The organism is Pseudomonas lalucatii (assembly GCF_018398425.1).
Taxonomy (GTDB): Bacteria; Pseudomonadota; Gammaproteobacteria; order Pseudomonadales; family Pseudomonadaceae; genus Aquipseudomonas; species Aquipseudomonas lalucatii.
In genome coordinates this window covers 2,658,543-2,679,034 of record NZ_JADPMV010000001.1, presented here as the reverse complement: position 1 = coordinate 2,679,034, position 20,492 = coordinate 2,658,543, and the positions used below count along the sequence as shown (strand labels likewise).

The 20,492-nt window shown below is 68.1% G+C and carries 19 protein-coding genes; 15 read left to right on the top strand and 4 right to left on the bottom strand.

Features of this window, described 5'->3' with window-relative positions; all coding sequences use genetic code 11:
- Positions 1-104 precede the first annotated feature (104 nt).
- Both I0D00_RS12265 and I0D00_RS12260 read right to left on the bottom strand, forming a co-directional pair.
- On the bottom strand, positions 105-1,406 hold the full coding sequence (locus I0D00_RS12265; RefSeq protein ID WP_213640000.1) for a DUF1329 domain-containing protein: 1,302 nt from the start codon (positions 1,404-1,406) through the stop codon (positions 105-107).
- 1 nt (position 1,407) lies between these two features.
- Entirely contained in the window at positions 1,408-1,722 is a 315-nt protein-coding gene (locus tag I0D00_RS12260) for a hypothetical protein (protein ID WP_213639999.1), read from the bottom strand.
- Between the two features lie 143 nt (positions 1,723-1,865).
- Between I0D00_RS12260 and I0D00_RS12255 the strand changes: the two genes are divergently transcribed.
- From I0D00_RS12255 to I0D00_RS12220, 8 genes are all read left to right on the top strand, one after another.
- Positions 1,866-2,357 (top strand): winged helix-turn-helix transcriptional regulator, encoded by a 492-nt coding sequence (locus I0D00_RS12255; protein ID WP_213639998.1) that lies wholly within the window; start codon positions 1,866-1,868, stop codon positions 2,355-2,357.
- 221 nt (positions 2,358-2,578) lie between these two features.
- Positions 2,579-2,833 (top strand): BufA2 family periplasmic bufferin-type metallophore, encoded by a 255-nt coding sequence (gene bufA2 / locus I0D00_RS12250; protein WP_213639997.1) that lies wholly within the window; start codon positions 2,579-2,581, stop codon positions 2,831-2,833.
- A gap of 102 nt (positions 2,834-2,935) precedes the next feature.
- Positions 2,936-3,859, top strand: coding sequence for an HD-GYP domain-containing protein (locus I0D00_RS12245; protein ID WP_213639996.1), 924 nt, complete (start codon positions 2,936-2,938; stop codon positions 3,857-3,859).
- Between the two features lie 106 nt (positions 3,860-3,965).
- Complete coding sequence (gene bufA2 / locus I0D00_RS12240) at positions 3,966-4,217, top strand: BufA2 family periplasmic bufferin-type metallophore (RefSeq protein WP_213639995.1); 252 nt, start codon at positions 3,966-3,968, stop codon at positions 4,215-4,217.
- Positions 4,218-4,272: 55 nt separating this feature from the next.
- Positions 4,273-5,118, top strand: coding sequence for an MNIO family bufferin maturase (gene bufB / locus I0D00_RS12235; protein WP_213639994.1), 846 nt, complete (start codon positions 4,273-4,275; stop codon positions 5,116-5,118).
- Positions 5,109-5,894, top strand: coding sequence for an HvfC/BufC N-terminal domain-containing protein (locus tag I0D00_RS12230; RefSeq protein ID WP_213639993.1), 786 nt, complete (start codon positions 5,109-5,111; stop codon positions 5,892-5,894). The genes bufB and I0D00_RS12230 overlap by 10 nt, the downstream gene beginning before the upstream one ends.
- 81 nt (positions 5,895-5,975) lie before the next feature.
- Positions 5,976-7,160, top strand: a complete 1,185-nt coding sequence (gene cfaB / locus I0D00_RS12225) for a C17 cyclopropane fatty acid synthase CfaB (RefSeq protein ID WP_213639992.1) — start codon at positions 5,976-5,978, stop codon at positions 7,158-7,160.
- Positions 7,161-7,265: 105 nt separating this feature from the next.
- Positions 7,266-7,853 carry a LysE family translocator gene (locus I0D00_RS12220; RefSeq protein WP_213639991.1) on the top strand — a complete coding sequence of 196 codons (588 nt, stop codon included), beginning with the start codon at positions 7,266-7,268 and terminating at the stop codon, positions 7,851-7,853.
- Here the strand turns inward: I0D00_RS12220 and I0D00_RS12215 are convergent, their stop codons facing one another.
- Positions 7,854-8,684 carry an AraC family transcriptional regulator gene (locus tag I0D00_RS12215; RefSeq protein ID WP_213639990.1) on the bottom strand — a complete coding sequence of 277 codons (831 nt, stop codon included), beginning with the start codon at positions 8,682-8,684 and terminating at the stop codon, positions 7,854-7,856. It lies immediately after the preceding gene.
- Positions 8,685-8,815: 131 nt separating this feature from the next.
- Between I0D00_RS12215 and I0D00_RS12210 the strand changes: the two genes are divergently transcribed.
- From I0D00_RS12210 to I0D00_RS12180, 7 genes are all read left to right on the top strand, one after another.
- Positions 8,816-10,564 (top strand): sensor histidine kinase, encoded by a 1,749-nt coding sequence (locus I0D00_RS12210; protein ID WP_213639989.1) that lies wholly within the window; start codon positions 8,816-8,818, stop codon positions 10,562-10,564.
- Between the two features lie 62 nt (positions 10,565-10,626).
- Entirely contained in the window at positions 10,627-11,970 is a 1,344-nt protein-coding gene (locus I0D00_RS12205; protein WP_213639988.1) for a sigma-54-dependent transcriptional regulator, read from the top strand.
- A 382-nt stretch (positions 11,971-12,352) separates the two neighbouring features.
- Positions 12,353-13,306, top strand: a complete 954-nt coding sequence (locus I0D00_RS12200) for a TAXI family TRAP transporter solute-binding subunit (protein WP_213639987.1) — start codon at positions 12,353-12,355, stop codon at positions 13,304-13,306.
- Between the two features lie 246 nt (positions 13,307-13,552).
- Positions 13,553-15,580, top strand: coding sequence for a TRAP transporter permease (locus I0D00_RS12195; protein ID WP_213639986.1), 2,028 nt, complete (start codon positions 13,553-13,555; stop codon positions 15,578-15,580).
- The gene (locus I0D00_RS12190; RefSeq protein WP_213639985.1) at positions 15,577-16,002 is read left to right on the top strand and encodes a DUF1850 domain-containing protein; all 426 of its coding nucleotides are present in this window, start codon (positions 15,577-15,579) and stop codon (positions 16,000-16,002) included. Before I0D00_RS12195 ends, I0D00_RS12190 begins: the two co-directional genes overlap by 4 nt.
- A 290-nt stretch (positions 16,003-16,292) precedes the next feature.
- Positions 16,293-18,410, top strand: a complete 2,118-nt coding sequence (locus I0D00_RS12185) for a TonB-dependent siderophore receptor (protein ID WP_213639984.1) — start codon at positions 16,293-16,295, stop codon at positions 18,408-18,410.
- A 56-nt stretch (positions 18,411-18,466) separates the two neighbouring features.
- A complete protein-coding gene (locus tag I0D00_RS12180; RefSeq protein WP_213639983.1) occupies positions 18,467-19,699 on the top strand; it encodes a PepSY-associated TM helix domain-containing protein in 1,233 nt (410 codons plus the stop codon).
- Here I0D00_RS12180 and I0D00_RS12175 read toward each other — a convergent pair.
- Positions 19,696-20,433 (bottom strand): substrate-binding periplasmic protein, encoded by a 738-nt coding sequence (locus I0D00_RS12175; RefSeq protein ID WP_213639982.1) that lies wholly within the window; start codon positions 20,431-20,433, stop codon positions 19,696-19,698. The two genes, I0D00_RS12180 and I0D00_RS12175, sit on opposite strands and share 4 nt — an antisense overlap.
- Positions 20,434-20,492: the final 59 nt, after the last annotated feature.

Sequence of the window (20,492 nt, the reverse complement as noted above, 5' to 3'; positions counted from 1 at the left end):
TCGGAGCAGGCCGGGGGAGGGGCGGAAACCGGGGCAGGTCCGAGGTTTCCGCCGAGTTTCTCCGGCGCCGCCCCGGGAAGGGGCGACGCCGCGGGGCCTTCGGGCTACTTGACCCCCAGGTGCCGCAGGGCGGCGGGCTGGTATTCGCTCTTGGAGGCCCGGAAGCCGAACTCTATGGGCTGCTGTGCATCGACCAGCAGCCCGTAGATCAGGTATCTGGAGCTGTTCAGGTCATATATGGCCTCCGCCGCATACCAGGGCGTGTCGGCATAGGTGAACTGCACATGGAAGCCTTCGGACACCCGCCACAGCTCCCCGCGATTGTCGTAATGCTCGGCCAGGGCGATCTGCCAGGTGTCCTCGTCGAGGTATAGAACACGCTTGTTGTAGATATGGCGCTTGCCGCTCTTCAGTTCGCCGACGACCTTCCATACGCGATGCTTCTCGTAGCGGGCCAGACCCTGGTTGATATGCCCCTTGCCGGCCACATCGGCGACCGACAGCGCCGGGTCGGCCAGGCGGAAGTTGTTGTAGGGGATGTAGATTTCCCGCTTTCCTTCGAGCTTCCAGTCATAGCGATCCGGTGAGCCGGAATACATGTCCGCGTTGTCGGAGGTGCGCAGCCCGTCGGCGGCGGTGCCGGGGCCATCGTAGGCCACCTGGGGGGCGCGCCTGACCCGGCGCTGGCCAGCGTTGTACATCCAGGCAAGACGCGGCTGTTCGACCTGGTTGACGGTTTCATGAACCAGCAGGATGTTCCCGGCGAGCCGGGACGGCGCCGCGACGATCTGCTTGGCGTAGAGCATCACGTTCCGGTCGCCGACTTCGTCGTAGCCATCGAGGTTTTCCGGCCAGACGACCTGCTCCTTGATTCTCACCTCGCTGTAGCTGCCATTGGCCTGAGCGACTACCTGCACCTGGTCGCGATTCAGGCTGCCGCCCCGATAGCGCATGAAATGATTCCAGACCGCCTCGAGGCCATTTCGGGGCACGGGAAAGGGGTAGTAGCCGCGGTAGCCTTCCACGCCATTGGCATCGGCACTCAACCTGGCATTGCGCGCGTTGTACTTCGCCAGTTCCTGCACCGGCTCGGGCAGCACGGCGGTGCGATGCGTCGGATAGACATCGATGAAGTAGCTGTCCGGGTAGCGCTGCAGCATGGCGATCTGTCCATCGGTGAGATGGGCCCGGTGCGCGTGGAAGTTGTCGGCACCGATGCGCAGCCTGGCCGACTCGCCCGCGAACGGATCGGACAGGTCCTGGCCGGCAGCCTTGAAGTCGCCGGTCCAGGCCGGAATGGATCCATCCGCGTTGGCCGCAACCTCGGCGCCCACAGCGGTCAGCTCCTGCGCCTGAGCGGACAGGCAGCCGAATAACAGCCAGGAAAGAACAAAACTATTCTTCATCTTATTTAACCTGCAGTTCGTCAATTTTCGCCGCGGCCTGTTTCAGGTATGTCGGGCTGACGCCGTCCGCTAGCCGCTGTGCGTAGGAAAACCAGCTGTAGGCCATCTGCGCATGCTGCATGGCCTGCTGCTTGTCCGTCTCCGCGGCATTCAGGTGGCACTCCCCGGTGGTAATCGCCAGGCTGCTGCTGATCAGTTCCTTATCGATTTCGTTGGTCAGGCAGGCCTGCTCGAGCTGTTCCTCGCCCGCCGAGGCATAGCCCACGAAGACCGCCGTGATGACGGCCACGAGGCTGGAATACAACACTGTGTTCATGTCGATCGCTCCAAGGTTTGACTTGCGGTGTCTCAGGTTCCATCATAGAACCACGAACACCATAGGTTTCATGATAGAACCTGTCAAGGCATTCCGATAACTTTGAGATTTCGTTTAATTTTCAAATAATTAGGTGGTTATCTATGGAGAGGGTGAGCTTTGAAGGGCGAAATTGCTCGCTGGCACGGTCGCTGGACGTCCTCGGCGATTGGTGGAACGTGCTGATCATCAGGGAGGCGCTGTGGGGAACCAGCAAGTTCGATGACTTCCAGCGCAACCTCGGCATGTCCAAGAGCATCCTGTCCAAGCGCTTGAAATTGCTCCTCGAACATCAGGTCTTGGAAAAGCAGAACCGGGGCGGCGGTGTCGATTACCACCTCACGGAAAAGGGCCAGGAGGTCAACACGATCATCATGAGCATGCTGCAGTGGGGGGACCGCTGGTACCCGCACGCCGAAGGGCCGCCGGTCTTGCTGGTCAACAAGAAGACCGGTTCGCCGCTGACGCGGGCAAGGTTCTACGATCAGGACGGCAATGAGATGAGTCTCGCCGACATCGGCATCTGTGACGGACCGGGCGCCAACCCAGAGACCCGCGAAAGGATTCGGCGGATACACCGGGACAAGGCGCTCTAGGCAGCGCCCTCGAGTGCCCTGGCGAGCGAGTGCCCCGCACGGGGGCATGCCCTTCTTCGGCAAGCGCTCGAGCCTTGCCGCGCGCTCGGCCCCCGCGACCGGCCCCGGGCGTGGCTATTTGCGCCCGGCCCTGTAACGCCAGGCGGCGACCGTCCTCTAGTCCTGTACCGGTGACGCATGCTGCGCGCACCGGCCTATCCAGACTATTCGAGGACCACCCCATGAATACCAAGACCACCGCTACCGGAGCCGCCCTGGCCTTCGCCGCCGCCACCCTGTTCGCCGGCCTCACCAGCACCGCCGTCGTGGCCGAGGAGGCCCAGATCCATTGCTATGGCGTCAATGCCTGCAAGGGGCAGAACGACTGCAAGACCGCGAGCAACGCCTGCAAGGGCCAGGGTTCCTGCAAGGGCCAGGGCTTCAAGAGCATGACCCTGGCCGAGTGCAACCTCGCCAAGGGCACCGTCGGCGAGTGACCGGGCACGGGGCCGGCGCTGCCGGTCCCGGACTCCGGGCAGAGACGGCGACCGGCGAGGGACCGACTACGCTGGTTGAACGCCTTCAGCGGAGACAGCCTGATGGGATTGCTGAGTTTCTTGGGCCGGGCCATTGGCCAGCCCGCGCAGGCGGCGCCCGCCACGCGCGAGGCCCAGGCACAACTGCTGGCCAGCCTGCTGACGATGGCCTGGGTGGTGGAGGCGCGCGACCCCTACACCGGCGGCCATCTGTGGCGGGTCTCGCGGTTCGCCGAGCTGCTGGCCGGCGCCGCCGGCCTCGATCCGGCCGAGAGTGCGCGAATCAGCCTCGGCGGCTTCCTCCACGATCTCGGCAAGATCGGCATCCCCGATGCGATTCTCAACAAGCGCACCCAGCTCGACGCCGACCAGTACGCGGTGATCAAGACCCACCCCGAGGTCGGCTTCCGTATGCTGCAGGGCCACCCGCTGGCCGCCTTGGTCAGCGACGCGGTGCGCCTGCATCATGAAACCCCGGACGGCCGCGGCTATCCGCTCGGCCTCAGGGGCGACGAGATTCCGCCGATGGCGCGGATCGTCGGCATCGGCGACGCCTTCGACGCCATGACCAGCAGCCGCCCCTACCGCGCCGGCATGGCCGTGGGGCAGGCGCTGGACATCATCGAGGCGAATCTCGGCCGGCAGTTCGACGCGGCACTGGGTGCGCATTTCCTGCAGCTGGGCCGCGCCGGTGCGCTCGACCATATCGTCGGCCACAGCGACCTCGGCATTCCCCTGCAGACCTGCATCATGTGCGGGCCGACCCTGGTCCTGCGCCGCGACCAGCAGGCCGGCGAGCATCTCTACTGCCGCTCCTGCGGCGGCGAGTACCGCCTCGAGGACGACGCCGATGGCCATCTGCTGGCCAGGCCGACCGGCGCCAGCGGCAAGCCGGACGACCTGGCGCCGCGGGCCGACGAGCAGCTGATCGGCGAGCTGGTGCAGGCCACGGCGCGGCAACTGCTGGGGCTGGCGGCGCCGGCCTGAATCGCGCCGCCGCTGTAACGCCGGTGGCTGTTCCTGCTCTAAAGAGAGTCGGCTGCGCTTCTGGTGTACGGCACCGATGTCTCCCCAACCTGAGAGGATCATCCAGATGTCCATCAAAACCACCGCCGCCGGTGCCGCCCTGGCACTGGCCGCTGCCGGGCTGTTCGCCAGCCTGCCGACCCTGGTCATGGCCGAGGAAGCCGCGGTCAGCTGCTACGGCGTCAACGCCTGCAAGGGCCAGAACGACTGCAAGACCGCGAACAACGCCTGCAAGGGCCAGGGCGCGTGCAAGGGCCAGGGCTTCAAGACCATGACTCTGGCAGAATGCACCCAGGCCGGCGGTCGTCCCGGCGAGTAAGGCCAGGCGGGCGGCCCGGGGGGCCGCCCATACGCCGCGAGCGAAGGAGTTCGGCATGTCTAACGATGCGGCCTGCCTGGGTTTCGGCCTGGGCCTGCGCACCCCGTATTACCAGGAGATTCTCGAGCGACGGCCGGCGGTCGACTGGTTCGAGGTGGTCTCGGAGAACCATCTGGTCGAGGGCGGCAAGCCGCTCTACTACCTGGAGGCCATCGGCGAGCACTATCCGCTGGTGATGCACGGCGTGTCGCTGTCGATCGGCGGCCCCCATCCGCTGGATCGCGACTACCTGCTGCGCCTCAAGCGCCTGGCCGATCGCGTCCAGCCGGCGTGGATCTCCGACCACCTGTGCTGGAGCCGCGGCAGCGCCCACCAGCTGCACGACCTGTTGCCGCTGCCGTTCACCGAGGAGAGCCTGCAGCACGTGGCAGGCCGTGTGCGTCAGGTGCAGGAGGTGATCGAGCGGCCGCTGGTGCTGGAGAATGTCTCCAGCTACCTGCGCAGCGCCGACGATCAGTTCAGCGAGTGGCAGTTCCTCGCCGCCCTCAGCGACCTCACCGGCTGCGAGCTGCTGCTCGACGTCAACAACGTCTACGTCAGCGCGCGCAACCATGGCTTCGAGCCCTGGGAGTTCATCAGCGGGCTGCCGGCGCAGCGCATCCGCCAGCTGCACCTGGCCGGCCACAGCGACTACGGCAGCTACCTGATCGACACCCACGATGCGCCGGTCAGCGACCCGGTCTGGCAACTCTACGCGCGCACCCTGCGCCATCTGGGCCCGGTGGCGACCCTGCTGGAACGCGACGACCACTTCCCGCCGCTGGCGGAGCTGCTCGTCGAACTGGACAAGGCCCGCGCCGTGGCCGCTAGCGCCCTGGAGAGCGAGGCCCTATGCGACTGAGCGACTGGCAGCGGCAGCTCGAGAACTACCTGCTGGGCGGCGACCCGCAGCCCGATCCACGGCTGCGCGCCAGCCTGCGCGGCAGCGAGGCCCTGGCGGTCGAGGAGGGCCTGGCGATCTACCACAACGCCTACCGCGCGCGCCTGCTCGAGGCGCTGCGCGGCGACTACGGCGCCCTGCACGGCTGGCTCGGCGACGAGGAGTTCGACGCCCTGGCCCTGGCCTACCTCGACGCCCATCCGTCGCGGCACTTCAGCCTGCGTTGGCTGGGCGATCGTCTGGCCGCGTTCATCGACGGCTACCTGGTCCCGGCGCAGGCCGCCCCGCTGGGCGAACTGGCGCGCCTGGAATGGGCCTTCACCCTGGCCTTCGACGCTGCGGCGGGCGAGCCCCTGACCCTGGAGCAGATGGCCGGCCTGGCGCCGCAGGACTGGCCGGGACTGCAGGTGCGCCTGCTGCCCGGCGTGCAGTGGCAGGTCTGTCGCTTCAACAGCCTGGCGCTCTGGCGGGCACACAAGGAGCAGGCCGCGTTTCCCGGCAGCGTCGAGCTGGCCCAGGCCCATGTCTGCCTGATCTGGCGCCAGGGCCTGATCAGCCGCTACCGCAGCCTGGACGCCGCCGAGGAGGCGGCCCTGCACGGCATGGCGGTGGCGGGCTGGAGCTTCGCCGAGCTGTGCGAACGGCTGAGCGGGCTGGGCGACAAGGCGCCGCTGCAGGCCGCCAGCTGGCTGCGCCAGTGGCTGCACGAGGGCCTGCTGCAGCGACATGGCCGATAGCCAGCTTTTAGGGAACCTAAGCCCTGACAAACGGGTCATCTGAACTAACCTTTCCGATGATTTCGAGAGGTGGAGGTGCCCATGCTCGCGTATCTGCCGCCAACCCTGCGGGACCTGCAGTTGCCGTTGCGCCTGCGCCTGTGGGATGGCAAGCAAATCGATCTCGGACCCCAGCCGCGGGTCACCCTGGTGGTCAAGGACCCGAGCCTGGTGGCGCAGCTGGCGCACCCGAGCCTGGATGCCCTGGGCGGCGCCTACGTCGAGGGCCGCCTGGACCTGGAAGGGCCGATCGGCGAGGTGATCGAGATCGGCGATGCCCTCAGCCAGGCGCTGATCGGCGAGGAGGCGCCGACCGAGCCGGACTTCCAGCCCCACGACAAGGCCACCGACGCCGCGGCCATCAGCTACCACTACGACCTGTCCAACGACTTCTACGCCCTCTGGCTGGATCGCGAGCTGGTCTATTCCTGCGCCTACTTCGAGACGGGCAAGGAAGACCTCGACCAGGCCCAGCAGGCCAAGCTGCGCCACCTGTGTCGCAAGCTGCGCCTGCAGCCGGGCGAGCGTCTGCTGGATGTCGGCTGCGGCTGGGGTGGCCTGGCGCGCTTCGCCGCCCGCGAGTTCGGCGTGCAGGTGCATGGCATCACCCTCAGCCGCGCGCAACTGGAGCTGGCCCGCCAGCGGGTCGCGGCCGAGGGCCTGGAGCAGCAGGTGCAACTGGAGCTGCTGGACTACCGCGACCTGCCCCAGGACGGCCGCTTCGACAAGGTGGTCAGCGTCGGCATGTTCGAGCATGTCGGCCACGCCAACCTGCCGCTCTACTGCCAGTGCCTGTTCGGCGCGGTGAAGAGCGGCGGCCTGGTGATGAACCATGGCATCACCGCCAGGTACACCGACGGCCGCCCGGTGGCCCGCGGCGGCGGCGAGTTCATCGACCGCTACGTGTTCCCCGAGGGCGAGCTGCCGCACCTGGCGACCATCAGCGCCCGCATCAGCGAGGCCGGCCTGGAGATCGTCGACGTGGAGAGCCTGCGCCTGCACTATGCGCGCACCCTCGAGCTGTGGAGCGCGCGCCTGGAGGCGCAGCTGGAACGGGCCGCGCAGCTGGTGCCGGAGCAGGCCCTGCGTATCTGGCGCCTCTATCTGGCCGGTTGCGCCTATGGCTTCGCCCACGGCTGGATGAACCTGCACCAGATCCTCGCGGTCAAGCCCCATGCCGACGGCCGCCACGACCTGCCCTGGACCCGCGCCGACCTGTATCGCTGAGCCGTGCACCGGGCCCTGAGCCCGGGCGGGGCATTTTTCTTCAATACCGCACCGCCATGTCGGCGTCAGTCTGCAGCCTTCTTCTGACGACCCGATAGGTGTGCGATGAGTGTCCAACTGTCCATGGCGGCCTTTGCCCTGGCCGCCTCGATTTCCCCCGGCCCGGTCAACCTGGTGGCGCTGAGCTGCGGCGCGCGCTACGGCCTGCGCGCCAGCCTGCGCCACGTGACCGGGGCGACCCTCGGCTTCACCCTGCTGCTGCTGGCCATGGGCCTGGGGCTGCAGCAGCTGATGAGCCAGTGGCCGGCGCTGGGCGCACTGATCCGCTGGTCCGGGGTGGCCTTCCTGCTGTACATGGCCTACGGCCTGGCGCGCGACGAGGGCCGGCTGGACGGCGGCAAGGCGCAGCGACCGCCCTCGCTGTTCACCGGCGCCTTGATGCAATGGCTCAACCCCAAGGCCTGGCTGGCGGCCCTGGCCGGCATGGGCGCCTATGCCGCGGGCGGCGAGCCGGGGCTGGTCGGCCAGTTCGCCGCGCTGTACTTCGTCATCTGCTACCTGTCCATCGCCTGCTGGGCCTACGCCGGGGCGTTCCTCGGCCGCTATCTGCAGGAGCCCGGGCGCCTGCGCCTGTTCAACCGCGGCCTGGCGCTGCTGCTGCTGGGCTCGGCGGGTTATCTGCTGTGGGCCTGATCAGCCGGCGCGGCGGTACTGCCCCGGGGTGGCGGCGAGCAGCTGCTTGAAGGTGCGCTGCAGGTGGGCCTGGTCGGCGAAGCCGGCCGCCAGGGCCACCTCGGCGATCGCGCCGCCACGGCGAAGCCGGGCCTGGGCGTACTGGATGCGGCTGTTGACCAGGTAGGCATGGGGGGTCATGCCGTAGCGCCGGCGGAAGCTGCGGGTCAGGTAGGAGGGCGACAGCCCGGCCGCCGCGCAGATCTCCTCCAGCTTCAGCGGCTCGGTGCAGTGATCGCGGATGAACTCGGCGGCCAGTTGAATGCGCGGGTTGTCCGCGCGGCGCGCGGCGGGCGCCGGCTCCAGGCGCTGCTGCAGCGCGGTGAAGAACTCCAGCAGGGCGCAGTGTTTGCCCAGGGTGTCGGCCTGCGGATCGTCGAGCAGGCGGTACAGGCCGGTGAGGCCGGCATGGAGCCCGGGATCCTGGCTGAGGATGGCGGCGAAGGCGCGCAGCGGCTGGTTGCGGTCGAAGCCCAGCTGGTGCTGCAGCTCGGTCAGCCAGGCCACGTCGACATAGAACATCAGGTAGGACCAGGGCTCGCCCTCGATGGGGTTGCAGGCATGCACGTCGCCGGGGTTCATCAGCACCAGGCTGCCGGCGCCGACCCGCTCGCGGGCCTTCTCGTTGAGGTAGGTGCTGCGGCCCTGGGTGATGGCGCCGATGGAGAAGGTCTCGTGGGCGTGCCTGGCGTAGCACACCCGGCGTCCGTCCAGCACCTCGCGGGCCTCGACGAAGGGCAGCGCGGGGTCGCGCCAGAAGCGTGGAGTGGTTGCTCGGATCGCCTTGCTCATGCTCTGTGGCCCACCGGCCGACAGCGGCCGTAGGAGGGACTATAGCCCCGGACGGGCACGCCTCAAAGCCCGATCTGCACCGGCCGGCGCTTTGCCTTAGCATACCGGGACCGTCCTGCATCGAGCCGCGCATGTCCGCTTTCCTGCTGCGTTATCGCGTCGTCCTGATCGTCCTGCTGATCCTGCTCGGCCTGCTGGCCAGCGCCTGGCTGGCCGGGCGCTATGCCGAGCGGCGGGCCTGGGAGGAGCGCAGCCTCGAGGCCCGCGGTCAGCTGCAGCTGTACGCCCAGTCGCTGCACACCCTGGTCGAACGCTTCCGCTCGGTACCCGAGGTGCTGGCGCTGGACAGCGATATCAGGTCGCTGCTGCGCGCGCCCCACGACCGCCTGCTGCGCGATGCCCTCAATCGCCGTCTGGAGCGTCTCAACACCGCCGCCGGCGCCAATGTGCTGTACCTGCTCGATCGTCGTGGCGAGGCCCTGGCGGCGAGCAACTGGCGCGACTGGAGCAGTTTCGTCGGCAACAACTATGCCTTTCGCCCCTATTTCCAGGACGCCCTGCGTCAGTCGTCCGGGCGCTATTTCGCGGTCGGCGTGACCACCGGCATTCCCGGCTACTTCCTCTCCCATGTGGTGCGCGACGACGACGGCGAGGTGCTCGGCGTGCTGGTGGTCAAGCTCGAACTGGAGGAGCTGCAGCGCGAGTGGGCGGGGCAGGCCGGCGTGCTGCTGGTGGCCGACGGCTATGGCGTGGTGATCCTCAGCAATCGCCCGGCCTGGCGCTTTCGTGCCCTGCAGGCCTTGAGCGACCGGGACCGGGAGGAGCTGGTGGAGGTACGCAAGTACGCCGAGCAGGCGCTGCAGCCATTGCCCAGCGAGCTGCGCCGGCGGATCGGCACGGCCGCCGAGTGGCGCCGGGTCGATGGCCCGCAGGGCCGCCGCGACTACCTCTGGCAGCGCCTCGAACTGCCGGAGGAGGACTGGACCCTGCACCTGCTGGTCGAACCCCAGGCCCTGGTCGACAGCGTGCGCAGCTATCGCCTGGCCGCCGCCGGGGTGTGGATGACCCTGGCCTTCCTCCTCCTCTACCTGGCCCAGCGGCGCAAGAACCAGCGCCTGCAGGCGGGCATCCGCGAGCGCCTGGAGCGCGAGGTGACGCTGCGCACCGCCGAGCTGCGCGAGGCCCAGGAGGGCCTGGTGCACGCGGCGAAGATGGCCGCCCTGGGGCAGATGTCGGCGGCCATGGCCCACGAGATCAACCAGCCGTTGACCGCCATGCGCATGCAGCTGGGCAGCCTGCGCCTGCTGCTCGACAGCGGCCGCGAGGACGAGGTGCGCGAGGGCCTGCAGCGGATCGACGGCCTGCTGCAGCGCCTGGCGGGGCTCACCGGCCACCTCAAGACCTTCGCCCGCAAGAGCCCCGCCGGCCTCGCCGAGCGCCTGCGCCTGAGCGAGGTGCTGGAGCAGGCCCTGCAGCTGCTGGCGCCGCGCCTGCGCAGCGAGCGGGTGGAGCTGCGCCGGGCGATCGAAGGCGAGTTGCAGGTGCTGGGCGATGCCATCCGCCTCGAGCAGGTGCTGCTCAACCTGCTGCACAACGCCCTGGATGCCATGGCCGGGACCGACACGCGGGTGCTGAGCCTGACGCTGCGGCGCGACGGCGAGCAGTGCCTGTTGACGGTGGCGGACAGCGGCGCCGGTATCCCCGGCGAGCAGCTGGGCCAGGTGTTCGAGCCCTTCTTCACCACCAAGCCGGTGGGCCAGGGTCTGGGCCTGGGCCTGGCGGTGTCCTACGGCATCGTCCGCGAGCTGGGCGGCAGCCTGGAGGCGGCCAATGGCGAGCGCGGCGCGGTGTTCAGCCTGCGCCTGCCGCTGGCACCCTAGGCGAGCGGCTGCGGCCGGGCCGGCCTGCGCGATACACTGGGGCCATCTGCTGAGGAGATGCTATGAGCGGTCAGGTGATAGTGGTCGATGACGAGGCGGCGATCCGCGAGGCGGTGCAGCAGTGGCTGGAGCTCTCCGGCTTCCGGGTGCAGAGCTGCGCCAGTGCCGACCAGGCCCTGGCCCTGGTCGACCGCGATTTTCCCGGGGTGCTGGTCAGCGACGTGCGCATGCCCGGCAGCGATGGCCTGCAGCTGCTCGACAAGCTGGTGGCGCTGGACCGCGACCTGCCGGTGATCCTGATCACCGGCCACGGCGACGTGCCCATGGCGGTGCAGGCGTTGCGCCAGGGCGCCTACGACTTCATCGAGAAGCCCTTCACCCCGGAGCGCCTGCTCGACAGCGTGCACCGTGCCCTGGACAAGCGCCGCCTGGTCTGCGAGAACCGCCAGCTGCGCCAGCAGTTCGCCTTCAAGGACCGCATCGAGGCCCAGCTGCTCGGCGTCTCCAAGCCGATGGAGAGCCTGCGCCGGCAGATCCTCGAGCTGGCCGCCACCTCGGTGAACGTCCTCATCCGCGGCGACACCGGCAGCGGCAAGGAGCGGGTCGCCCGCTGCCTGCACGACTTCAGCCCGCGCGCCGCCAAGCCCTTCGTCGCCCTGAACTGCGCGGCGATCCCCGAGCAGCTGTTCGAGAGCGAGCTGTTCGGCCACGAGAGCGGCGCCTTCACCGGCGCCCAGGGCAAGCGGGTCGGGCGCATCGAGCATGCCGACGGCGGCACCCTGTTCCTCGACGAGGTGGAGAGCCTGCCGCTGGCGCAGCAGGTCAAGCTGCTGCGCGTGCTACAGGAGAAGACCCTGGAGCGCCTCGGCTCGAACAAGAGCATCCGCGTCGACCTGCGGGTGATCTGCGCGGTCAAGCCGGACCTGCTGGACGAGGTGCGCGCCGGGCGTTTCCGCGAGGACCTGTATTACCGGCTGAACGTGGCCAGCGTGCAGATTCCGCCGCTGCGCGAGCGCCGCGAGGACATCGCCCTGCTGTTCGAGCATTTCGCCGGCCAGGCGGCCCAACGCAACAGCCGCGAGGCGCCGCCGCTGACCCCCGGCGAGCTGGCGCGGCTGCTCGGCCACGACTGGCCGGGCAACGTCCGCGAGCTGATCAACGCCGCCGAGCGCCACGCCCTGGGGCTCAGCGCCCCGCAGCCGGAGGCGGCCGCGCAGTCGCTGGCCGAGCAGATGGAGGCCTTCGAGGCGCAGTGCCTGCATAACGCGCTGCAGCGCTGCCAGGGCAATATCACCCAGGTCATGACCCTGCTGCAGCTGCCGCGGCGCACCCTCAACGAGAAGATGCAGCGCCACGGCCTGCAGCGCGCCAGCTACAGGCCGGCGGGCAGCGTCGACGAGGACTAGGCGGAATCTTGCCGATGGCCGTTCGGCGATCGGCGAAATCCTGCTGGTCGACGCCGCTGCGGCCGAGGCAAACCCCTCTATTCCGCGCCTTTGGCACTCTGGCACGGCATCTGCTATAGCCCTTGTCAGCCACGCATAGCCTGTGTGCGGGCGACCATAAGAAAGACCAGAGGTTTGCCGATGAACTGCCACTGCCCCTACGCGAGCCCGTCTCGCCACGCCGTTCCCCGCTTCCTCGCGCGCGCCGGATGCCGCTCCGCCGCGGGCGCCCGCCGCTTTCGCGACACCCTCTGAGCCCATGCGGGCCCAGGCGCTGCGGCGCCGGGGCATCGTCTACAGTGAAAAATCTGCACAAAGCCATAACAACGACGGAGATTGATCCATGCGACTGACCAAGCGTTTCAGCCTGTTTGCCGCCGCCGCGGCCCTGACTGCCAGCACCGCGGTACTCGCCGCACCGACCTTCATCAACATCCTCACCGGCGGCACCAGCGGTGTGTACTACCCGATCGGTGTGGGCCTGTCGCAGCTGTACAGCAACGGCATCGAAGGCTCGAAGACCTCGGTGCAGGCGACCAAGGCCTCGGTGGAGAACCTCAACCTGCTGCAGCAAGGCCGCGGCGAACTGGCCCTGGCCCTGGGCGACTCGGTGGCCGACGCCTGGAACGGCGTCGAGGATGCCGGCTTCAAGGCGCCGCTGAAGAAGCTGCGCGCCATCGCCGCCACCTACCCGAACTACATCCAGATCGTCGCCAGCAAGGAGTCCGGCATCACCAGCCTGGCCGACCTCAAGGGCAAGCGCATCTCCGTCGGCGCGCCGAAGTCCGGCACTGAGCTGAACGCCCGCGCCATCTTCGAGGCCGCCGGCCTGAGCTACGAGGACATGGGCAAGGTCGAGTTCCTGCCCTACGCCGAGTCGGTCGAGCTGATCAAGAACCGCCAGCTGGATGCCACCCTGCAGTCCTCCGGCCTGGGCATGGCGGCGATCCGCGACCTGGCCTCGACCCTGCCGATCACCTTCGTCGCCATCCCGGCCGAGGTCACCGCGAAGATCGGCAACGCCGCCTACCAGCCGGCCGCCATCCCCGCCGGCACCTATGACGGCCAGGAGGTCGAAGTGGCGACCGTGGCCATCACCAACATCCTGGTCAGCCATGAAGGGGTGTCCGACGAGGTCGCCTACCAGATGACCAAGCTGATGTTCGACAACCTCGAGCGCCTGGGAACCGCCCACTCCGCGGCCAAGGACATCAAGCTGGAAAGCGCGGCGAAGAACCTGCCGATCCCGCTGCACCCGGGTGCCGAGCGCTTCTACAAGGAAGCCGGCGCGCTGTAAGGCTGCCGGAGGGGTGGGTCGAGCGCAGCGATGCTCATGCCGCACGGCGTGAGCAGGGTGAGAGTCTTCACCATCGCGCGATGGGGTACCCCGCTACGCGGCTAACCCCTTCCTACCCGGCTCGGGCCGCTGCGCGGCCCCATCCAGGCAGATGCAGAACTGCTAATAAAACCAGCGTGGCGCACACGGCAGGTTTTGTTAGCGGCTCTTCCGCTTCATCGACGTTGTAATGAGGGCGTTACCTTCATGAGTGAACACAACCAAGGCCTCGCAGCGAGCCCGGGCGACTGGCCGAAGGCGCTGTTTTACGTGGCCCTGCTGTTCTCGACTTTCCAGATCATCACCGCGGCCTTTCACCCGGTGTCCAGCCAGATCCTCCGTGCCGTGCACGTGGGCTTCCTGCTGCTGGTGGTCTTTCTCAGCTTCCCCGCCGACGGCAAGGACAAGCCCTGGCAACCCCTGGCCTGGCTGCTGGGCCTGGCCGGCATGGCCACGGCCATCTACCAGTGGGTGTTCGAGGCCGACCTGATCCAGCGCTCCGGCGACCTCACCGACATGGACATGGCCATCGGCCTGCTGCTGACGGTGCTGGTGTTCGAGGCGGCGCGGCGGGTCATGGGCATCGCCCTGCCGCTGATCTGCGGCCTGTTCCTCGCCTACGGCCTGCTCGGCCAGTACCTGCCGGGCGACCTGGCGCACCGCGGCTACGGCCTGGACCAGATCGTCAACCAGCTGTCCTTCGGCACTGAGGGCTTCTACGGCACGCCGACCTATGTGTCGGCCACCTACATCTTCCTGTTCATCCTGTTCGGCGCCTTCCTCGAGCAGGCCGGGATGATCAAGCTGTTCACCGACTTCGCCATGGGCCTGTTCGGCCACAAGCTCGGCGGCCCGGCCAAGGTCTCGGTGGTGTCCTCGGCGCTGATGGGCACCATCACCGGTTCCGGGGTGGCCAACGTGGTCACCACCGGCCAGTTCACCATCCCGCTGATGAAGCGTTTCGGCTACCGCCCGGCCTTCGCCGGCGGCGTCGAGGCCACCTCGAGCATGGGCAGCCAGATCATGCCGCCGATCATGGGCGCGGTGGCCTTCATCATGGCCGAGACCATCAACGTGCCGTTCTTCGAGGTGGCCAAGGCCGCCCTGGTGCCGGCGCTGCTGTATTTCGGTTCGGTGTTCTGGATGGTTCATCTGGAAGCCAAGCGGGCCAACCTGCAGGGCCTGCCGAAGGACCAGTGCCCGGACCCCTGGGCCGCGGTGAAGCAGCGCTGGTACCTGTTGATCCCGCTGTTCATCCTCATCTACCTGCTGTTTTCCGGGCGCACCCCGCTGTTCTCCGGGATGGTCGGCCTGGCCCTGACCGCCATCGTCATCCTCGGTTCGGCGATCATCCTGCGGGTGTCCTCGACCGCGCTGCGCATGGTCTTCTGGATCGCCCTCGGGGTGCTCTGCGCCGGCTTCTTCCAGCTCGGCATCGGCGTGGTGTTCGGCGTGGTCGGGATGCTGGTGGCGACCTGCTGGTTCCTCAAGGGCGGCCGCGACACCCTGCGCATCTGCCTGCACGCCCTGGTCGAGGGCGCCCGCCATGCGGTGCCGGTGGGCATCGCCTGCACCCTGGTCGGGGTGATCATCGGCGTGGTGTCGCTGACCGGGGTGGCCTCGACTTTCGCCGGCTACATCCTGGCCATCGGCCAGGACAACCTGTTCCTCTCGCTGGTGCTGACCATGCTCACCTGCCTGGTGCTGGGCATGGGCATCCCGACCATCCCCAACTACATCATCACCAGCTCGATCGCCGCGCCGGCGCTGCTGGAACTGGGCGTGCCGCTGATCGTCTCGCACATGTTCGTGTTCTACTTCGGCATCATGGCCGACCTGACCCCGCCGGTGGCCCTGGCCTGCTTCGCCGCCGCGCCGATCGCCCGGGAAAAGGGGCTGAAGATCAGCCTGTGGGCCATCCGCATCGCCATCGCCGGTTTCGTCGTGCCGTTCATGGCGGTCTACGAGCCGGCGCTGATGCTGCAGGGCGGCAGCTGGCTGGCCACCCTCTACATCCTGTTCAAGGCGGCGCTGGCCATCGGCCTGTGGGGCGCGGTGTTCACCGGCTTCCTGCACTGCAAGATGCCCTGGTGGGAGCGGGCGCTGGGCTTCGCCGCCGGCGCCAGTCTGATCCTGGCCACGCCGATGAGCGACGAGATCGGCTTCGCCCTGGCGGCGCTGTTCCTCGCCCTGCACTTCTGGCGCGGCCGCCACGTCCAGGCCGCCGCCGCGTGATCGGACTGTGCATGGGCCTGGCCGGGGCGGTGTGGGCGCAGGTGCCCGCGGCCGAGTTCACCCTGGCCTGGCGGCACACGATCGAGAAGGTCCGCTGGGAGGAAGACTACCGCGTCACCGCCGAGGGGCTGCTGCTCGGCGAGGCGCGGGTCAAGGGTTCGGGCGCCGGCATGGAAATCCCGGACGGCGCCGAACTGCGTGAGGGCAGCTGGCACTACCGCCGCCAGCTACCGCCCCTGCAACCGCTGCGCTTGGGGCGAACCCCCGAGGCAGGGGATTACCAACTGTGTTTCAACCAGCGTTGTCGGCCCATGGCCGACTGGCTCGGCCCGCCACAAGCGACCCAGCCGGCGCTGGAACTCTGGAGCTGTGAGCTCGGCTCCCCCGCGTCCCCAACGGACGAGGGCCAGGACGACGGCTGAGGCCGCGCCCGCTCCCGGCGCCACAAGCGCCGGCCGCAACAGCACGACAGAACCCCCAGACGGCCTGGCCGCTGGGGGTTTTGCTTTTTCCGGGCGGCGCCCCCGTGGTCTCCGGCAAGTGATAATCAGTATCAATTGCATTGACCCGAGGCGAGCCTCCTGTAGAATTCATTCGATAATCATTCGCGTTTGGTCCTGCTGTGCATGCAGCCGGGCGAATGCCTGCCAGTGAGGCAGCGCTGCAACCAGGGACGAGTGCAGGCCATTCGACAGTGAATTGGGGGAGTCCCGTGTATTTCAGAAGCACCCACCTGGCCGTGGCCATCGCCGCCGCCTGCAGTTTCAGCAATGCCCTGGCCACCGAGCTGGAGCAGCTCGAGCTGGACGCCCAGACCGTGGTCGGCCACGCCGCAGCGCTCGAGGCCGACAGCTACCAGTCGCAGCCGAGCAGCGCGGCCACCAAGCTGGACCTGACCCCGCGTCAGACCCCGCAGTCGATCTCCAGCATCAGTCGTACCCAGATCGACGACTTCCAGCTCAACACGATCAACGATGTGCTGAAATTCACCCCCGGCATCACGGTCGAGAAGATCGAAACCGATCGCACCTACTTCACCGCCCGTGGCTTCGATATCACCAACTTCCAGTTCGACGGCCTGGGCATTCCGTTTTCCTCCGGTAGCCAGTCAGGTGACGTCGACCTCGCGCCCTTCGAACGCGTCGAGGTGGTGCGCGGCGCCAACGGCCTGATGAGCGGCAGCGGCAACCCGTCGGCCACCGTCAACTTCGTGCGCAAGCGCCCGACGGTCATGCCCCGGGCGCGCATCGACCTGACCGCCGGCTCCTGGGACAAGCGCCGTGTGCAAGCGGATGTCTCCGGCGCACTGAGCGACCAGGGCCGTATCCGCGGTCGGGCGGTCTACGCCCACGAGAACAAGAACTCCTACCTCGACCGCTATGCGCGCGAGGCCAATGTGTTCTACGGGGTGCTCGAGGCCGACCTGAGCGATGACAGGCTGTTCGCCCTCGGCCACACGCTGAGCAGGAACTACGCCGACAGCCCGCTGTGGGGCGCCCTGCCGCTGTTCGATTCGCTCGGCAACAAGACCGACCTGGCGCGCTCGACCAGTACCGCAACCGACTGGTCCTGGTGGGACAACCAGGAACAACGCACCTTCGCCGAGCTGACCCAGCGCCTCGCCCACGACTGGCAGGCCAAGGGCAGCGTCACCTACGTGAAGAAGAAGAGCGACTCGCAGCTGTTCTATGCCTTCGGCACGCCGGATGCGGTGACCGGACAGGGGCTGTTCGGCTATCCATCGCACTACGCGGCCGATATCCACCAGTGGATCGCCGATGTCTCGCTCAGCGGCCCGTTCAGCCTGGCCGGGCGCGAGCACGAGGCGGTGCTGGGCGCCAACTGGTACAAGTCCGAGGTGGCGGAACTGTCGCGCTACGTACCTGGGTTCTTCGCTGCCGTGCCTTCGGAGCAGATCTTCAACGGCGACTCCCCCAAGCCGACGCTTTGGGGAAGCTCGCGCGGTGGCGACTACGAGGACAGGCAGAAGAGCCTCTACTCGGCGGTGCGCTTCAGCCTGGCCGAGGACCTGAGCTTGATTGCCGGTGCCCGCGCAATCGAGCTGAAGACCGCAGGCCTGTCCTACGGCGTGGACCGCGAGCGCAAGGACGACGGCATCCTGCCCTACGCCGGCCTGGTCTACGACCTGAGCGAGCAATACTCGGTCTACGCCAGCTACACCGAGATCTTCAACCCGCAGAAGGAAGAGGGCGCCGAGCTCCAGCGCCTCGACCCGGTCGAGGGCGAGAACTATGAGCTGGGTATCAAGGGCGAGCTGCTGGACGGCAAGCTGAATGTTTCGGCGGCGCTGTTCAAGACCAAGCAGTCCAACGTCGCCGAGTCCATCGGCTTCGATGCCGGCAGTGGCACGCAGATCTATCGGGGCGTCGACTTCCTCAGCGAGGGCTACGAACTGGAGGTGTCCGGCGAAGTGCTGCCGGGCTGGCAGGTCATGGGCGGCTACACCTACGTCGACATCCAGAACGCCGACCACAGCCATGGCCGGCCCTATGCCCCCAAGCACCAGCTGCGCGCCTCCACCGCCTACCGGGTGCCGGGGTTGGAGAAGCTCAAGGTCGGCGCCAACCTCAGCTGGCAGGACGACATCCATCGTGACGTCAGCCTGGCGGACGGCAGCGCCGGGCGCATCGAGCAGGACGACTACGCCCTGCTGGGCCTGATGGCCAGCTACGAGGTCGATCCGAACTGGACGCTGTCGGCCAACCTGAACAACCTCACCGACGAGCGCTACATCTCCAGCCTGTACTGGGAGCAAGGCTTCTACGGTGCGCCGCGCAACGCCAGCATGACCCTCAGCTGGCACTACTAGTCCCACCTCGCCGGACCCGGAGCCCGGGTCCGGCGTGATCGCTTCGAGAGACATCCATGCGCAGCTTCCTGGTTCTCCTGCACCGCTGGTTCGGCCTGTTCATCGCCCTGTTCCTGATCGTTTCCGGGCTCACCGGCGCGGTGATCTCCTGGGATCACGAGATCGACGAATGGCTCAACCCCCAGCTGTTCGAAAGCCGCAGCCAGGGCGTGGCGCAGGCGCCCCAAGCCCTGGCTGCGCAGTTGGAAGCGCGCGACCCGCGCCTGCAGATCGGCTTCATGCCGCTGTACACCGAGCCGGGCCACGCCTTCGGCGTCAGCGTCAATCCACGCATCGACCCGGCCACCGGCAAGGCCTTCGCGCTGGACTTCAACCAGGTGGCCCTCGACCCGGTGACCGGCGTGGAGCAGGGGCGGCGGATGTGGGGCGCGGTGTCGCTGAGCCGGGAAAACCTCATGCCGTTTCTCTACAAGCTGCATTACAGCCTGCATATTCCCGATGCCTTCGGCATCGAGCTGGGCATCCTGCTGTTCGGCATCGTCGCCATCGTCTGGAGCCTGGATGCCTTCGTCGCCCTCTGGCTGGCGTTCCCCAGCTGGCGCGGCTGGCGCAAGTCATTGGCCTTCCGCTGGCAGCAGGGCGGCTACAGGCTCAACTTCGACCTGCACCGCTCCGGCGGCGTGTGGCTCTGGGCCCTGCTGCTGATGCTGGCGGTGACCTCGGTGTCGATGAACCTCAATGTGCAGGTGGTGCGGCCGCTGGTCGAGCTGTTCTCGCCGCTGACCCCCAGTCCCTTTGCCAGCCGCACGCCCGTCGGCCTCGACCAGCAGCCCCAGCCCGGTATAAGCCGTGCCGAGGCGGTGGCGCGCGGGGAGGTGGAAGCGGCGCGGCTGGGCCTGGATAAACCCGCAGGCGGGGTGTTCTATTCGCCGGAGTTCGATGTCTACGGCGTGGGTTTCTACACCGCCGAGAACGACCACGGCGATGGCGGCCTGGGCAATCCCTGGCTGTACCTGGACGGGCAGAGCGGCGCGCTGCTGGGCCAGCACATTCCGGGTACCGGCAGCGCCGGGGATATCTTCATGCAGGCGCAGTTCCCGCTGCACTCCGGGCGCATCCTCGGCCTGCCCGGACGCATCCTGGTGTCGCTGCTCGGCCTGGCGGTGGCCGGGCTGTCGCTGACCGGCCTGGTGATCTGGCTGAAGAAACGCCGCTCGCGGGTGCTGCGCCGGCAGCGCGGGCGCCCGCCCGAGGCCGGCTGGCCGCTCGCCCAGCGCCAGTCCGGCTAGTCGATCCCGTACTTGGCCCGCAAGCGGCGCAGCAGCTGCGGGTGGCGCCGCAGGAACTGGTCGAACGCGACGATCACCTCGGGGTGCAGGCGGCTGGACAGGTAGTAGTGATCCTCGACATGGGCCAGCCCGGGGTCGAACACCAGGGCGTCGCCCGGCAGGCCGGCGGCCCGCAGCGCCTGCCGCGCCACCCTGGGGTTGAGGTAGATCGCATCGACGCGCCCGCTCAGGGCCATGCGCAGCAGCGAGTCGATGCTGCTGCTCTGGGTCAGCGTCATGCTGCCGTCTTCGATGTCGGCCAGGTAGGGCCAGGGGGTGAAGCCGAGCAGGGTGCCGAGCAGCCTGATCCTGGCCTTGTCCCGGCCGAGGTGGCCGGGCAGCACCAGGACACCGTCGCGGTAGGGGGCGACGGGCCGGCTGTAATGGATCAGGTGGCCCTGCTTCTGGCGGGGCTTCCAGTTCGGATGGTCGGGAAACTTGAAGTCCAGCCGGCCGGCGAGGTAGTCGCCCAGCAGGCGTTTGACCGGCAGCGGCACGTAGACGAACTGGTGGCCCTGGTCGCGGGCGAAGGCGTCCAGCAGTTCCCGCGCGTAGCCCCGGTACTGGCCGTCCTGGACGGCGAAGTAGGGCAGGTAGGGCTGCAGTTCGACGCCGACCCGGTAGCGCTCGGCCGGCGCCGGGCCGGCGGGGAGCCACAGGCAGAAACAGAGGATCACCGCTAACCAGGTCTTCATCGGCAGGTACCCGCTGAGGAGCGCGAGGAGGTGCGCGCGACTTCAGCTCTAACCATAGT